At 43.7% G+C, this 14,507-nt stretch carries 12 protein-coding genes; 7 read left to right on the top strand and 5 right to left on the bottom strand.

Features of this window, described 5'->3' with window-relative positions:
• Positions 1-44: 44 nt before the first annotated feature.
• Entirely contained in the window at positions 45-815 is a 771-nt protein-coding gene (locus ACFSJY_RS04920; protein ID WP_386031703.1) for a UDP-2,3-diacylglucosamine diphosphatase, read from the top strand.
• Positions 816-932: 117 nt separating this feature from the next.
• Positions 933-2,663, top strand: coding sequence for a bifunctional ornithine lipid synthase OlsF (gene olsF / locus ACFSJY_RS04915; RefSeq protein WP_386031701.1), 1,731 nt, complete (start codon positions 933-935; stop codon positions 2,661-2,663).
• 81 nt (positions 2,664-2,744) lie between these two features.
• Here the strand turns inward: olsF and dapE are convergent, their stop codons facing one another.
• Positions 2,745-3,980, bottom strand: coding sequence for a succinyl-diaminopimelate desuccinylase (gene dapE / locus ACFSJY_RS04910; RefSeq protein ID WP_386031699.1), 1,236 nt, complete (start codon positions 3,978-3,980; stop codon positions 2,745-2,747).
• Between the two features lie 148 nt (positions 3,981-4,128).
• Between dapE and ACFSJY_RS04905 the strand changes: the two genes are divergently transcribed.
• The 4 genes from ACFSJY_RS04905 to ACFSJY_RS04890 all read left to right on the top strand — a co-directional run bounded on the left by ACFSJY_RS04905 (position 4,129) and on the right by ACFSJY_RS04890 (position 8,638).
• Positions 4,129-5,217 (top strand): ketoacyl-ACP synthase III, encoded by a 1,089-nt coding sequence (locus tag ACFSJY_RS04905; protein ID WP_386031697.1) that lies wholly within the window; start codon positions 4,129-4,131, stop codon positions 5,215-5,217.
• Positions 5,218-5,286: 69 nt separating this feature from the next.
• Positions 5,287-5,934: a single-stranded DNA-binding protein gene (locus tag ACFSJY_RS04900; RefSeq protein ID WP_386031695.1), complete on the top strand. Its 648-nt coding sequence runs from the start codon at positions 5,287-5,289 to the stop codon at positions 5,932-5,934.
• A gap of 108 nt (positions 5,935-6,042) precedes the next feature.
• Positions 6,043-8,061 (top strand): SHOCT domain-containing protein, encoded by a 2,019-nt coding sequence (locus ACFSJY_RS04895; protein WP_386031693.1) that lies wholly within the window; start codon positions 6,043-6,045, stop codon positions 8,059-8,061.
• A gap of 61 nt (positions 8,062-8,122) precedes the next feature.
• Positions 8,123-8,638 carry a TVP38/TMEM64 family protein gene (locus ACFSJY_RS04890; protein WP_386031691.1) on the top strand — a complete coding sequence of 172 codons (516 nt, stop codon included), beginning with the start codon at positions 8,123-8,125 and terminating at the stop codon, positions 8,636-8,638.
• 21 nt (positions 8,639-8,659) lie between these two features.
• Here ACFSJY_RS04890 and ACFSJY_RS04885 read toward each other — a convergent pair whose 3' ends face one another.
• Genes ACFSJY_RS04885 through ccoG form a run of 3 tightly spaced genes read right to left on the bottom strand, consistent with a single transcriptional unit; the run spans position 8,660 to position 11,728 of the window.
• Positions 8,660-9,304: a thiol:disulfide interchange protein DsbA/DsbL gene (locus ACFSJY_RS04885; protein ID WP_386031689.1), complete on the bottom strand. Its 645-nt coding sequence runs from the start codon at positions 9,302-9,304 to the stop codon at positions 8,660-8,662.
• Positions 9,305-9,314: 10 nt separating this feature from the next.
• Positions 9,315-10,292: a serine/threonine protein kinase gene (locus ACFSJY_RS04880; RefSeq protein ID WP_386031687.1), complete on the bottom strand. Its 978-nt coding sequence runs from the start codon at positions 10,290-10,292 to the stop codon at positions 9,315-9,317.
• Entirely contained in the window at positions 10,292-11,728 is a 1,437-nt protein-coding gene (gene ccoG / locus ACFSJY_RS04875; protein WP_386031685.1) for a cytochrome c oxidase accessory protein CcoG, read from the bottom strand. The genes ACFSJY_RS04880 and ccoG overlap by 1 nt, the downstream gene beginning before the upstream one ends.
• A 131-nt stretch (positions 11,729-11,859) precedes the next feature.
• On the opposite strand from ccoG, the gene ACFSJY_RS04870 reads away from it, so the two are divergent.
• On the top strand, positions 11,860-12,216 hold the full coding sequence (locus ACFSJY_RS04870; RefSeq protein ID WP_386031683.1) for a hypothetical protein: 357 nt from the start codon (positions 11,860-11,862) through the stop codon (positions 12,214-12,216).
• Here ACFSJY_RS04870 and ACFSJY_RS04865 read toward each other — a convergent pair.
• On the bottom strand, positions 12,191-14,506 hold the full coding sequence (locus ACFSJY_RS04865) for an FdhF/YdeP family oxidoreductase (protein WP_386031681.1): 2,316 nt from the start codon (positions 14,504-14,506) through the stop codon (positions 12,191-12,193). The two genes, ACFSJY_RS04870 and ACFSJY_RS04865, sit on opposite strands and share 26 nt — an antisense overlap.
• Position 14,507: the final 1 nt, after the last annotated feature.

The following is a 14,507-nucleotide window of genomic DNA, read 5'->3' as shown; positions in this document are numbered from 1 at the left end:
TTCTTAGCATGTGCTCATGAGTAAAAGGCTGACGAGCGCCTGTCATGAAGCAACATCATCGCACGGTTTGGTTATCTGATATTCACCTCGGCTGTAAAGATTGTAAAGCCGAACTTCTTCTCGACTTTCTTGAACACAATACCATGGATACCCTCTATTTAGTTGGCGATATCGTCGACTTTTGGGCGCTTAAACGGCGCTTTATGTGGCCAGAAAGTCACAATACGTTGCTTCACGCCTTGTATCAGAAATCAGTAGATGGCACCCGTGTAGTGTATCTTCCGGGTAATCACGATGAAATTATTAAACCTTATGCAAATATGCTGTTTGGCAACATTGAAATAGAGCGTCGTATTGTCCATACCACAGCAACGGGTAAACGTTTGCTGGTTTTACACGGTGATGATTTTGATGGCGAAGTTTGCCTGGCCAAATGGCAAGCGTGGTTAGGCGACAAACTGTATGACTTTTTGTTGTTTCTTAATCGTCATTACAATCATTTTCGACGTATGCGAGGTGGGCATTATTGGTCACTTGCTGCTTACATCAAAAAGCGTTTTCACAAAGCGAACGAAGCCATTGCCCGTTATCGAGAAGCGACTCTTAAAGAGGTGGCTCGCCATGGTTTAGATGGCGTCGTATGTGGCCATATTCATCATCCAGAGATTGTGGAACAGAATGGCTTAACTTATTGCAATGACGGTGATTGGATAGAAAGTTGCAGCGCTTTAACCGAGAGCACCAGCGGTGATTTGTCGCTGACTTACTGGACCGTTATGCAAGAGAATTTGGACGTGATTCAACTGGCCAGTTGATGGTCATAAAAGCATCACATCGTTGTCACCGAAGTTTCATTTATTCGCTCTAAGGTTGCTCACATTGACGTGTAGTAAACGCGTTTATGGTGTATTTGAGTTAAACGGAGAGCGAAAATGTTTCGTGTCGACGATGTCGTAGCAAAAAACCTACCTGCTATTTCAGGCAAACCTTGGCTGGAGAAGCCAGTAAAAGCAGCCCTGCGAGGCCTACTTCATGAGAAAGAATTCCAGGCATTTGAACAGCAATACCCGCATTTAACGGGGTTCGATTTTGTTGAACAAGTGTTGAACATGTTTGATGTCAGTTATTCGGTGCGAGACTCGGAGCGCGAAAATATTCCTTGTTCTGGTCGCGCAGTCATTATTGCTAATCATCCCATTGGCTCCATTGACGGTCTGGCGTTGATTAAAATGGTTGCAGACATAAGGCGGGACGTAAAAGTGGTTGTGAATAGTCTTTTAATGACGCTCGACCCACTCAGTCCATTATTACTGCCAGTAAATAATATGACGGGCGGTAAAACACCAAAGGAAAACTTAAAAGCTATTCAAGAACACTTAGACATGGATGCTGCCATTATTGTATTTCCTGCGGGCGAAGTCTCTCGAATTAGACCTAACGGAGTTAGAGACACTAAGTGGCATTCTGGCTTCTTAAGGTTCGCGCAATCGGCAAAAGCGCCTGTCATTCCTGTGTATATTCAAGCTAAGAACTCGGCAGCGTTTTACGGTGTTTCGATGATGTATAAGCCGGCATCAACCTTGATGTTGGTGAACGAAATGTTCAAACAGCAGCAAAAAGATATTCCTATGCGCATTGGTCGCCAAATACCGTATGACAGTTACAGCAGTATGCAGTTGGACTTAAAAACTAAGACTAAGCTATTTAAAAAGCACTTATACCGTTTAAAAAATGGCAAGGCGGATGTGTTTCAAACACAAAGTCCAATAGCGCCCGCTGAAGACCGTAAGGTGTTGAAAAAAGCTATCAAACAATGCGAATACTTGGGAGATACACAAGACGGTAAGGCCATTTACTTGCACCGTGCAAAAGAAAATGACCCTATCATGCGAGAAGTTGGTGTGCTTCGGGAAATTGCATTTCGTATGGTCGGTGAAGGTAGTAACTTGCGACGTGATATCGACAAATACGACAGCCATTATTTACACCTCATTTTATGGGATCACGATGAGTTAGAAATCGTTGGTGCTTATCGCTTGGCTGATACTAAAGATGTTATCGCAAAAATTGGTATGGAAGGGTTATACACTCACACTTTATTTGAGCTGACAGAGGGTATGTCTCCCTATCTGGAGCAGGGCTTGGAGCTCGGTAGAAGTTTTGTACAGCCTAAATGTTGGGGCAAGCGCAGCCTGGATTATCTATGGTATGGCATTGGCGCTTTTTTACAGAAGTATCCGCAATATCGCTACCTATTTGGCCCGGTCACTATCAGTAATGCTTTACCTCAATCAGCGAAAGAGTTGCTGGTGTATTTTTACCAGATGTATTTTGGTGCGGATCGCGAGATAGCGCCTTCTCGTTCGCCATTTACGATTAATAAGCCAGCGATGGAGCAACTCAAAAGCCAGTTTACTGGTGATGACTATAAAGCAGACTTTGCTCAGTTGAAGCATCTCCTCGCAAACATGGGCACTAGCGTGCCAACGCTCTACAAACAGTACAGTGAATTGACGGAAGAAGGCGGTGTTCAGTTTATCGACTTCGGCGTTGATAAAGATTTTAATGACTGTATCGATGGTTTGGTACTGCTCGATATCGAAAAGTTAAAACCGAAAAAACGTCAGCGTTATTTGTCGCAAGAACTCACTAAATCTGCATAGAAAACCCGAACATAGCCACTAGTGGCGAAGCTTGTCGCCGTTAGTGGTTGTCCTCTTAGATTAACGTTAAAGTATTGACGACTAACTAGCCATGAGTTTGGTGAGGAGTGCTTGATAGATATCTTGCAATGTTTGAAGGTCTGTGAGTTTTACGCGTTCGTTAATTTGATGAATGGTGTTATTTGGCACGCCGACTTCAACGACTTGGCAACCTGTTTCTGCAATAAATCGGCCGTCGGATGTTCCGCCAGATGTTGATAAACGTGGAAAACGTTTGCACACCGAGTAAATTGCTTGTTCAACTTCAGACACGAGGTTGACACCGTATTCGGGTGCATTCGTGAAATAGGGAATACAAGGGCGCTGCCAATCAATAGCGATGTCTTGTTGTATTTGCATCAAACCATCTTCGATGCGTTGGCGAATGCCCAGTTCGTTATATACGTGGCTGTATCGGATATTAAAGCACAGCGTACTATCACCTGGAATGATATTATCGGTCCACGGTCCTGTATCTATGCTGGTGATTTGCAAACTGGTCCCAGGGAAGTCATCACTCCCACTATCCCAGCTTAAGTGATTGAGCCAAGAGGCAATATCGGAAGCAATATGCGCAGCATTGTTGGCATATTGGGGATAGGCAGCATGGCCTTGTTTACCCTGTATTTTAAGCTCACCAGATATTGCGCCTCTGCGACCTATTTTAATCACGTCACCTGTTTGCTTGCTGGCACTAGGCTCGCCAACAATACACAATTCAGGCAGCAAATGGTGTTCTCGTAAATATTGCACAATCGATTTGGTGCCAAACTCTGCCTCACCTTCTTCGTCACTGGTAATTAATAACATGAAGGTATACTCGTTCAAATCCCAGCTGCTGACGCTTTTCTCAATGGCAGCCATCATTGCTGCAATACCGCCTTTCATATCGGCAATACCACGTCCGACGATTTCATCATCGACAAAAGTAGGTTGAAAAGGATGACTTTTCCAGAGCGCAATATCTCCTGTTGGTACCACATCTGTGTGACCAGCAAACGCAATTCTGGTATCACCTTCACCAATTGTCGCAATTAAGTTGCTGACCCCATAGTGATTAAATTGATGAACGCTGAACCCGAGCGCTTGTAATTGCTCGGTAATGTATGCCTGACAACCCTCATCATGAGGGGTAATTGACGCTTTGCTGACCAAACACTCAATATGGTTTAGTAAATTTATGTACTGCGAAGCCGTCTTTTTTTGGTTTGAAACGTGCTGAGCTAACTGCATAGCTGACAACTTTTTAGCTTGCTTAATCGTCGATGATATGGTCATTTATTGACAGGGCCGTGACAGTAACGTGGCAAATTGATGACAGGTTTACACGCATCATGCGTATCAATTTGTAACAACACTTTCAATGGTTGTACCAGATCAGTAAAATAGCGCACCAGTCGAAGTGAGCAGTGATGTGGAGGTAGAAATGAAATACGCAGAAATTACAGGTTGGGGTAAATGTATACCGCCAGCAACCTTAACAAATGAAGATTTAGCGACTTTCGTTGATACAAGTGATGAGTGGATAACCAGCAGAACAGGTATTAAGGCTCGCCGTATTTCTCATGTCAACACAGCTGAGCTAGCAGCACTAGCAGCCAAGCGCGCACTGGCAACTGCCGGTATCGACCCGGAAGAGGTTGATTTAATCGCTGTCGCCACATCCTGCCCAGATACGTTAATCCCTAATACGTCTTCAAAAGTACAGCAAATTTTAGGTGCGCATAATGCAGCAGCATTTGATCTAAACTCTGCATGTACGGGCTTTTTATACGCGCTTCAAAACGCAACCGCACAAGTACGCATGGGTGCAATTAAGAAAGCGATTGTTATTGGTGCAGAGCGAATGAGTTGGTTTGTGAACTGGTCTCGTCGTGAAACTTGCGTACTTTTTGGTGATGGCGCAGGTGCGGTGGTTATTGAAGCGACCGACAAACCTGTAGGTTTGCTAGAAGCCAAATTAGGTTGTGACAGCCAGGCGCGCGACATATTAGAAGTGCGCGGATTTGGTACTGACATGGATCGCTATGAAAACCCACCAACAGCGTTGGATATCAACTTTATAGGTCAGGACATCTTTAAGCGTGCAGTTAAGGCGATGGGAGCAGGCGCTACTCATGTCACTGAGAAAGCGAATCTGTCGATTGATGACATTGATTTGCTTGTGCCGCACCAAGCGAATCTTCGTATTATTGCGGCATTACAGAAACAGTTTAAGCTGGCCGATGAAAATGTCATGGTGAATATCGACAAATACGGTAACACCTCAGCGGCGACTATTCCTATTGCATTATGTGAGGCCGTTGAGCAAGGCCGTGTTAAACCAGACGCAAATATTATGACAGCAGCTTTCGGTGCAGGGCTGACATGGGGCGCGGGATATATCAAATGGGGTGAGAGAGTCACGCCGATTGCTAAATGTGATGATGAATTGCCTGCAAATGACAAAACCGCAAAAGAGTTATTGTCGACGGCAATTGACTATTGTTTGTCAAAACAAAATAGCGAACAATAGCGCCTATTAATTGTCTGTGTTTTAATAGAAAAGCCGCATTGTGCGGCTTTTTTTGTATGAGAAGATTTTATGAAAGCGATAGATGCTAACCATCAAATTTGCGATGTGACAATTCTGGGTAATTTGGTTGCTAAACCTGATATTCGTTATTTGGCAAACCCAGTGATGGCTATTACAGATGTGGTTGTGGCAACCACTCATCGCTGGAAAGACAAAGCCGGTAATAACAAGGAGTGGACCAGCTATCACCATATAAAAGTGGTTGGGAAATTGGTTGAAGATAGTCTTATTCATGCAAATAAAGGCGATATAGTGTTAGTAAAAGGCTATATCGTGAATAATAAGTCAGAGCCGAAAGAGGTGATTCATGCGACAAGCATGCAGCATTTTCCAAAAGGCTTTACACAAAGTATCAATCACATCACATGCAGCGCATCTATTGATTCACCAATTCGATTACTCAATGCTGACAGTGGTGCACCGCTTGCTGCATTTGATGTATCGATTCACCACTTTGCATATGCAGAACACAAGCAAACAATGGTGGCGCACCAAGTATCGAGACCGGTACAAGTATGGGGGCAGCAAGCGAAGTACTTAGCTGAGCATGGCAAAGAAGGTGCTACTGTGATTATTGAAGGGCGAATAAGCTACGCGAATAATCAGCAAAAAAGTCAGCAAATAGATGCGTCGAATGTCCACGTGCTACCAAAATAGATAAATTATTGAAAAGAGTGGCTAAATGGCACCTATAGGCACTATTTTCGTCACATTGGTATGATAATATTAGGTGTAATGGTACAAGGATGAAGAAAACTTAAGCACATGATGAAAAATGTATTGGCCAATCTTTTGGTCTTAATATTTGTTGGCATATCGACGGTGAGCCAAGCGTTTCAATTAACGGTCGACACCATAGCTGAGCTACCCAAGGAAATTAATACACTCAGTGACTTATTGCCAATAACTAATCAGAAGGACAAATTTTTTGCGGTCAGTGACAGTGGCGAGATCTACGTTGTCGACTTGAAGCAACGTAATGATGCGCCGCTGGTTAAAGTTTTCGATATTAATTATTTAGTCCCCGATGCCATTCTCACGGCGATGACGATTCATCCTAATTTTGCCATTCGAGACCAGGACGGCTATCGCAAAGTCTACATTGCCTATGTGACTAAACAACCGTCTCAGAAACGGTTGCTTCCACCAAAGAGTAATGGGAGTGATTACCCCAATACGGCGGTTATTTCCGAATGGCTCCTAGACGAACAATTCATTGTGCAGCCAAACAGTCAGCGTGTGGTGATGAATATTGGATTACCCAATGATGTTGAGGGAGTTACGTTACTCTCGTTCAATCCCTATTCACGTGTTTGGAATGATGACTTTGGACAACTATTTTTTACCTTGTCTGCATCTAAGAATGCCGAATTCGCAAAAGAGCATCCGCTATATTCTGGTGCCGTACTGAGAATTGAACCAAGCACATTTGGACTAAAAAATTACACGGTACCTAACGATAACCCTTTCGTTGCAGACCTTGCTATTCCCTCAGAGCTGTGGGCTTATGGCCTAGGTGAATTGACGGGGTTATTCTGGTTGCCTGGCATAAAAGACACGTTAATTGTTGATCATACTATCGATAATTCTCATCAAATTGATGAGGTCAAAGAAGGAACGAAAAACAAAGAAGCGATTGTACGCTCTCAAACGATTAACTCGCTTGCTGGTGTGCATCATATGTTGAGATATACCGGAAATCAGCACACTTACCTTCGAAATAAATTAGTTTTTGCTGATAAGGATGACAGTGGTTGGAGTATATATCAGCTTAGCGATCTAAATGATGAACCGAGTCTGGTTTGGTCTTTTCAGCAAAATGAACCAATCAAGCTATTTACCGACCATGACAACGAAGTTTTGATCTATCAACCGAGCAACGGCCACGTTCAACGATTAATGAAAGTGATGCTAGCAGGGGAAGCTCAAGCTTCATCTCCGTCAGCAATCGGGCAGAGCAGTCGTTGGTGGCAGTACATGTTGGTTGTCGTGGCGATAATACTGTTGGCGCTGCTTTGTGCGATAGTCGCGCGCAGGTATTATGTGAAAAAGCATTCAGCCAAGCATTTTATTGCCAAAAAATACGTGAAAGCAGAATTTGATGCTGCCAACCAAGTCATTGGGTTCTACAAAGCAAGGCAGGAAGAGCCTGAAAGCACGCTTCGTTATCATGAACTATCTTCCTTAGCCATATATATCAACGGTGCTCAAGTGGGTGTTGTTGATGTTAATGCGTCCTTTTCAAATGATGCGGAAGATAAATTACGAGAAGCATTCGCCAAAGAGCGCACGAAAAAGCTTTCTGATGACAGCTGGCGTACTGTTTCATTAACGTTTGTGGATAAGCATAGTGAACAAACAGAGCTGTTTTGTTACTTCCGTAAGGGCAGTAACCGTATGACACGATTTAATTACGACAAAGCGCAAGAATTTGTTGTCGACTGTTGTTGGGACAGTGCGGCGATAATTGCGCCGGAAACTCTCGAGAAACGCAGTTCTGTCAAAAAAGAAGAACAACACAGATCGATAAAGAAATTTGTCCAGCCACCTAAGCAAGCATTAGAAACACAGGTAACGGTTCAAACATCGGCATCTAAAACGAGAACTCGTAACACCGTTGATGTAGAAGGCGCTTCGAAGTCTACAGGTAGTGCTGACTCGATGAAGCGAGACACAGAAGTTGTCTTTGCGCTAAACCAATTGGTTGAAATGCGAAAAGAAGGCTTTTTGTCAGAAGAAGAGTTTGAGCAAGCAAAAGCTAAATTGCTAAAAGGGTTACAGTAATATCGAATCGTTAAATCAAGCCATTGTTGGACTGGATTGGTTTGGTCAATCAATAGAGGGCATGTTAGCCCTTTATTTATTTCTGTCTGTTGCAACCGCGCTGGCATTGCCACGGCAAGTGGCGGCACTGAGTGCAGGGGTTATTTTGGGGTTTAGCCAAGGCTTAGCTATCGCTTTATTGGCAACCATTACTGGATGTTTTACCACATACCTTGTTGCAAAACTTTTGCTCGCAAATTGGGTTAAGCGGCGCTTTCCTGATAAAACCAAGGTTGTTCATGAATTTTTATCAAACGACACCTTTGTAAAAGCCTTAATTATTCGCATTCTACCTCTTGGCAGTAATTGGCTAACCAACGTTGTTGCGGGTGCTACACGTATTCCAACGCTGCCATTTATTTTGGGCTCGAGTATCGGTTTTGTTCCTCAGATGGTGATTTTTTCACTGGCCGGCGCGGGCCTTAAATTGTCAGCAGGCAATGAGCAAATTATCACTTACGGATTAGTAGCAATCGCCATAGCTTTGGTTGTATTTCTTTGGTGTAAAAAGACAAAAAAAAAGCCTAGCGAATGCTAGGCTTTTACATATTTCCTCTACTTAACTTGCACTGTCTAGCGCAACCAAGTAGTTAACAAGATTAATGTAGTCTTGTTCGAAGTTGTTGCGATCTAGCTTATCGACATTAATGCGGTATTTACCGTTTACAACAACAGTAGGAACACCTGTTAATGCGCGCTTTTGCACTAATTCGGTTTGCTTCTTCTTCATTAACTTCGCTTTGCTGTTTACCGCGAAGCTCTTAAATGCTTTGTCAAATGCTTCACCGTCTACACCATTCAGCACGAAAAGGTTACGAACGTCTTTCTCTTCGGTAATGGCTGCACGTTGAACTTGAATGTAGTTGAAAATAGCGGCAACCACTTTTTCTTCAACGTTTAGCTGTTGCGCAGTGACAAGTGCTTTAGTCACTAAGAATTGTATTTCTGGCGACGCTGCACGTAGGAAGTCGACATGGTTACGTTCAAAAGCTACATTTTCAGGTAACTTTTTCTTCAATGTTGCAAAGAACGGCTCAAAACGCAGACAATGCGGGCAGTAGAAAGAAAAGTACTCGCGTACCTCTGGTTTTTTAGATAAGTTCTCACTGACTTTAGTGTACTGCTTACCTTCTTCATAGTTAGCGGCAACGGCTGCGAAAGGTAGTAAAACAGCTACCAACAAACTCGCAAATACTTTTTTCATAGTTGATCCTTTAAGGTAGTAAACTTAACGGTGGCTGCTCCAATGCAGCGTGCTGCTCTTTGAGCATCAACACCTGTTGTTCCCAATATTTTTCTGTATTAAACCACGGGAAATTGCGCGGAAACGCGGGGTCGCCCCATCGCTTACATAGCCAAGCAATATAATTGACTACCCGCATTGTACGTAAAGATTCTATCAGCGCAAGTTCACTTGATTCAAATGAATAGAACTCTTCATAGCCACAAAGCATGGTATCCATTTGTAACATTTGTTGTGACCTGTCGCCTGACAACATCATCCATAAGTCTTGAATCGCTGGTCCTTGTCTCGCGTCATCTAAATCAACGAAGTGTGGGCCATGTTCATCGCGCCATAAAATGTTGCCCGCGTGGCAATCTCCATGTAATCGTATTGTAGATGTTGGCTTATATTGGCTGACTGCTAGCTGAACGACTTGATCTAATACCGTAAAAAATGCGGTTTCTAGCGTTCGCGGAACGAAGCCGCTGGCGACGATTGTTTCCCGTGCCTGAGTGAGTAATTCGTCGGTAGTGATACTTGGTCTATGAGCAAATGGTTTACTTGCGCCAATCGCGTGGATGCGGCCAATAAAGCGACCCATCCATTCAAGTTGGTCGAGATTATCCACTTCAAATATGCGCCCGCCGCGGCATGGATACAGTGCGAAATGGTAACCTTGGTGCTCAAATAGGGTTTCTCCGTCACGCACCATCGGAGCGATCATAGGGACTTCATGTCCCTCGAGCTCAAGCGCAAATTCATGTTCTTCTCGAATTTGCGCTAGTGACCACCGTTGTGGTCGATAAAACTTAGTCACCAATCGTTCACCGGTGTCGGTTTGGAATTGGTAAACACGGTTTTCATAGCTGTTTAGCGCCAACAAGCCGCTATCAGCATAACATCCCACTGACTCTAGCCCATCGAGAATAAGGTCAGGCGTCAGCGAGGAAAAATCAAATACTGCCATTAACGTTTTTTAAAGAATCTACTTTCGTGCGTTAGCTTAACATCTGCATTACCAACTTGCTCGATAACAAATTCAATATCAGTCATATAGCTCTCTAATTCATAAGGGTCTACAGCAATGCTTATCGGCAACGTGAACACTGCAGCAGCATCAACGGTTACTTCACTGTCACCAATCCAGCTCGCGTTTTCGATACCCGTGACAGACAACTTATATGTCTGTTGCTGTTGTGACTTGTTGAGAATCTTTAAGGTATATACATTCTCTACTTCACCTTTGAAGTTTTCACGAGCTAGCGAATTTCGATCACGAATGATATCTAGCGCGACAGGCTCCCGATTCATGATCTCAAAGCCGAGTAATGATGTCATAATGATCATTAAGGTAGCGTAGCCAACAAGTTTGCCACGCATAATATGCACTTTCTTGCCCTGTAATTCATGTTCGGTGGTATAGCGAATTAAGCCTTTTTCATAATTCATTTTTTCCATTACGCCATCACATGCATCAACACATGCACCGCAGTTAATGCATTCATACTGCAGGCCGTTACGGATATCAATGCCTGTTGGGCATACTTGCACACATAAGCTACAGTCAATACAGTCGCCTAAACCCAGCGCCTTTGGATCCTGTTTTCTTCCGCGAGGGCCTCGGCTTTCTCCGCGGTTGTAATCATAAGAAACCGTTAAGGTGTCTTTGTCGAACATGGCTGATTGGAAACGTGCATATGGACACATATGGAGACACATAATTTCACGCATCCAGCCGGCATTACCGTATGTACAAAAGGCGAAAAACCAAACGACTGCTGCTGCCGCAAATGAGGCGTCAAAAATGAAAAAGTCGACGAATAAGTCGCGAATTGGGGTGAAATAGCCAGCAAAAGTGAGTGCGGTCAGTAACGAGAAAAATAGCCAACAAAAGTGTTTCAGTGCTTTTTTCCAAAACTTCGAAGCATCCATTTTTTGCGCATCGAGCTTCTTGCGTTGATTCGCGGTACCTTCAATTTTCTCTTCAAACCATATAAAGATAAATGTCCACACCGTTTGAGGACACATATATCCACACCACACCCTCCCCAAGAAGGTTGTGACAAAGAAAAGGAGAAACGCTGACAAAATAAAAAGCCAAGCTAATAGCGTTAAGTCTTGTGGCCAAAGGGTCATGCCCCAAATGTTGAATCGTTGCTCTTGAATATCAAAAAGGACGGCTTGTTGTCCGTTAAAGTTTATCCATGGAATGGCTGCGAACATGAACAAAAAGACAAAATTCATTTTCTGTCGCAAACGCTGGAAGACACCTTCTACCTTACGAACATAAATTTGATCCCTCGGTTTATATTGCTCTTGCGAGGTACCTTTAGGTTGATGAATTTTTACGTTCTTAACAGGGATATTTTTTATTTCTGCTGACTGCTTAGTTTTATCGTCCACGCTGCGCCTTTGCTCTCAAAAAATACAGGAGTTGATATCATCGAAATACGAAAAATGTGGTTCGGTTGACCCGTTTAACTTTTCACTTTTTTTTATTATCCTATAACCACTTAACTATTATATGCCAAGCTATGAAAAATTTATTGATCTTAATCGTGTTTGCCGCGGTGTTTTTACACTTCTACCCTCAACCAGAGCTTACAGAGTGGTATGAAGAGCAAAAAGACAATGTATTGGAGGCGTTTTCAGATGCGACTGACACGAAAGTCAGGCTAAAGTCGGACAGGATCTATAAGGATTTGGAACCTAAGTTTAATCAATTTCGTCCAAGTGAACAGAAACACCTGCAAGACATCACAGCATCACGTCCCGCTGTAAAGAAGTATTACCGAGAATATTGTGAGACGAAAAAACGTGATCAAAAACTTGCTCGCGTTAATCAAGAGTTGGTTTGTAAAACCATCAGTAAGTATACAAATCTGTTTTAATCAGTGTTTTTTGCGCCGTTTTATTTAACACAATAGCGATGGATTTGGACGTGGGTGTGAAGCTGCCATCACCTACACTATCGAGGGGAACAAGCGGGTTAGCTTCAGGAAAATAAGCGGCAGCGTTCCCCATTGGAATATCATACGGTACCAGCGTAAAGCCCGTCACCTCACGTTTTTTGCCATCAAGCCATAAAGATGCAATATCGACTAGTTCTCCAGCACTAAAACCGAGCTTGGTAATGTCTTTTTCATTCAGTAGCAATACCTTACGCTCACCAGAAATGCCTCGGTACCTGTCCTCGAAACCATAAATGGTGGTGTTGTACTGGTCATGAGAGCGGAGTGTTTGGAGGACCAATATTGGATTTTGTGATTGTGAACGTATTTTCTCTGAGATAATTGCCTCGGGAAGAGGGTGAGAAGTGAACTCGGCCCGTTGTGAGTGTGTCAGCCATTTGCGTTCAGCAGCACTGTTCCCAAGATAAAAGCCGCCGGGTTGATCAAGCTTTATGTTCATATCTGAAAAGCCTGGAATGACGGCTTCAATGTGATTGCGAATCAAGTCGTAATTCCCTACTAATGTAAGCCAATCAACAGGTTGATTGCCTAGCGTTGCGTCCGCTATCCCCGCAATAATTGCAGGCTCAGAGAGCATCTCACCAATATCACTTTCAACAACGCCTGATGAAGCGTGTACCATGGAAAAGGAATCTTCTACGGTAACACGTTGTGGTCCTGTCGCTTGAATATCGATGTCAGTGCGGCCCAGGCAAGGGAGGATATATGCATTTTTCCCAGGATTTACGTGTGTTCGATTAAGCTTGGTTGCAATATGTACGGTAAGTTCGCACTGTGACAACGCTTGTGCAGTGACCGTTGAATCTGGTGTAGCCGCTGCAAAGTTGCCGCCTAAGCCAATAAATACTTTACTGTCGCCGGTAAGCATAGCTTTTATAGCTTGTACGGTATTGTGACCTAGTGTTGATGGTGGTCTAAAATCAAAGTGCTTGCCAAGGTTGTTAAGAAAAGTTTTATCAGGCTTCTCATTAATGCCCATGGTGCGGTCACCTTGCACATTGGAATGCCCTCTTACTGGGCACAGCCCTGCGCCTTTTTTACCTATTTGGCCAAAGAGCAACTGTAAGTTAGTGATTTCTTGGATAGTTGCGACCGAGTGCTTGTGCTGAGTGATACCCATGGCCCAAGTGATGATGACATTTTCTGCTTTTGCATAGAGCTTCGCTGCTTGCTCTATGTCGTCCTGCGATAAGCCTGATTGCTCTTCTATCCGTTGCCAAGACGTATTGGCGACCATAGTGAGGTAGTCATCCAAATGCTGCGTGTGTTGCTCTATAAATTCGAGGTCGAACAACGAGCTGCCTTGTTCGATTTTTTGCTGATGCTGCGCTGTTAGGTATTTCACCATGCCTCGGACAACAGCCATATCGCCACCTAGATTCGGTGTAAAATAACGGCTTGAAATAGTTGTTGCTTGGTTGGTTAGCATGTCCTTGGGTGACTGGGGGTTCGTAAAGCGTTCCAATCCTCGTTCTTTGAGAGGGTTGAAAGTAACGATTGTCGCACCACGCCGAGAGGCATGGCTCAAGGAATCTAACATTCGCGGGTGATTTGTTCCTGGGTTCTGCCCAAAAATAAAAATAGCATCAGCGTGTTCAAAATCCTCGAGAGTCACAGTACCTTTACCGACACCAATAGATTGTTTTAGGGCAACGCCGCTAGCCTCATGGCACATGTTTGAGCAATCTGGAAAATTGTTTGTACCAAAAGCTCTAACGAACAACTGATACAGAAATGCTGCTTCGTTACTTGCTCTACCAGAGGTATAAAACTCAGCTTGATTTGGGTCTTTTAACGCGTTGAGTTGGCTTGCGATATCGGTAAAAGCATGCTGCCAAGACGTTGGCAGGTATTTATCAGTTGCAGCATCATAACGCAGCGGTTGGTGCAGCCGGCCTTGATCCTCAAGGAAGTAGTCACTTTGTTTGTTTAGCCAAGTGACACTATGCCGCTTAAAAAAATCGGCTGGAATGCGCTTGCGTGTTGCTTCCCAGTTCACTGCTTTTGCACCGTTTTCACAGAATCGAAAGCGACCTGGTTCATCTTTTTCTCCCCAAGCACAACCAGGGCAGTCAAATCCTTGATCCTGATTAGTTTTTAGCAAGTTCTTGATGTTTTTGGCGACGTTTTCGCTTTTTAACAGGTGTTTTGCAGTGCTTGTAAGTGCACCCCACCCGCCAGCTGCACCTTGATACTTTTTGAAACTCATA

Origin of the sequence: Thalassotalea euphylliae (assembly GCF_042682785.1) — a bacterium.
Classification (GTDB): Bacteria; Pseudomonadota; Gammaproteobacteria; order Enterobacterales; family Alteromonadaceae; genus Thalassotalea_F; species Thalassotalea_F euphylliae.
The sequence above is the reverse complement of the archived record's forward strand: the minus strand, read 5'-3'. Positions and strand labels throughout refer to the sequence as shown.

Bases quoted from the DNA above. Each gene is read 5' to 3' on its own strand.
- ACFSJY_RS04890 (WP_386031691.1), top strand. From the start codon at position 8,123: ATGTTAGCCCTTTATTTATTTCTGTCTGTTGCAACCGCGCTGGCATTG.
- ACFSJY_RS04900 (WP_386031695.1), top strand. From the start codon at position 5,287: ATGAAAGCGATAGATGCTAACCATCAAATTTGCGATGTGACAATTCTG.
- ACFSJY_RS04865 (WP_386031681.1), bottom strand. From the start codon at position 14,506: ATGAGTTTCAAAAAGTATCAAGGTGCAGCTGGCGGGTGGGGTGCACTT.
- ACFSJY_RS04885 (WP_386031689.1), bottom strand. From the start codon at position 9,304: ATGAAAAAAGTATTTGCGAGTTTGTTGGTAGCTGTTTTACTACCTTTC.
- olsF (WP_386031701.1), top strand. From the start codon at position 933: ATGTTTCGTGTCGACGATGTCGTAGCAAAAAACCTACCTGCTATTTCA.
- ACFSJY_RS04920 (WP_386031703.1), top strand. From the start codon at position 45: ATGAAGCAACATCATCGCACGGTTTGGTTATCTGATATTCACCTCGGC.
- ACFSJY_RS04870 (WP_386031683.1), top strand. From the start codon at position 11,860: ATGAAAAATTTATTGATCTTAATCGTGTTTGCCGCGGTGTTTTTACAC.
- ACFSJY_RS04905 (WP_386031697.1), top strand. From the start codon at position 4,129: ATGAAATACGCAGAAATTACAGGTTGGGGTAAATGTATACCGCCAGCA.
- dapE (WP_386031699.1), bottom strand. From the start codon at position 3,980: ATGACCATATCATCGACGATTAAGCAAGCTAAAAAGTTGTCAGCTATG.
- ACFSJY_RS04895 (WP_386031693.1), top strand. From the start codon at position 6,043: ATGATGAAAAATGTATTGGCCAATCTTTTGGTCTTAATATTTGTTGGC.
- ACFSJY_RS04880 (WP_386031687.1), bottom strand. From the start codon at position 10,292: ATGGCAGTATTTGATTTTTCCTCGCTGACGCCTGACCTTATTCTCGAT.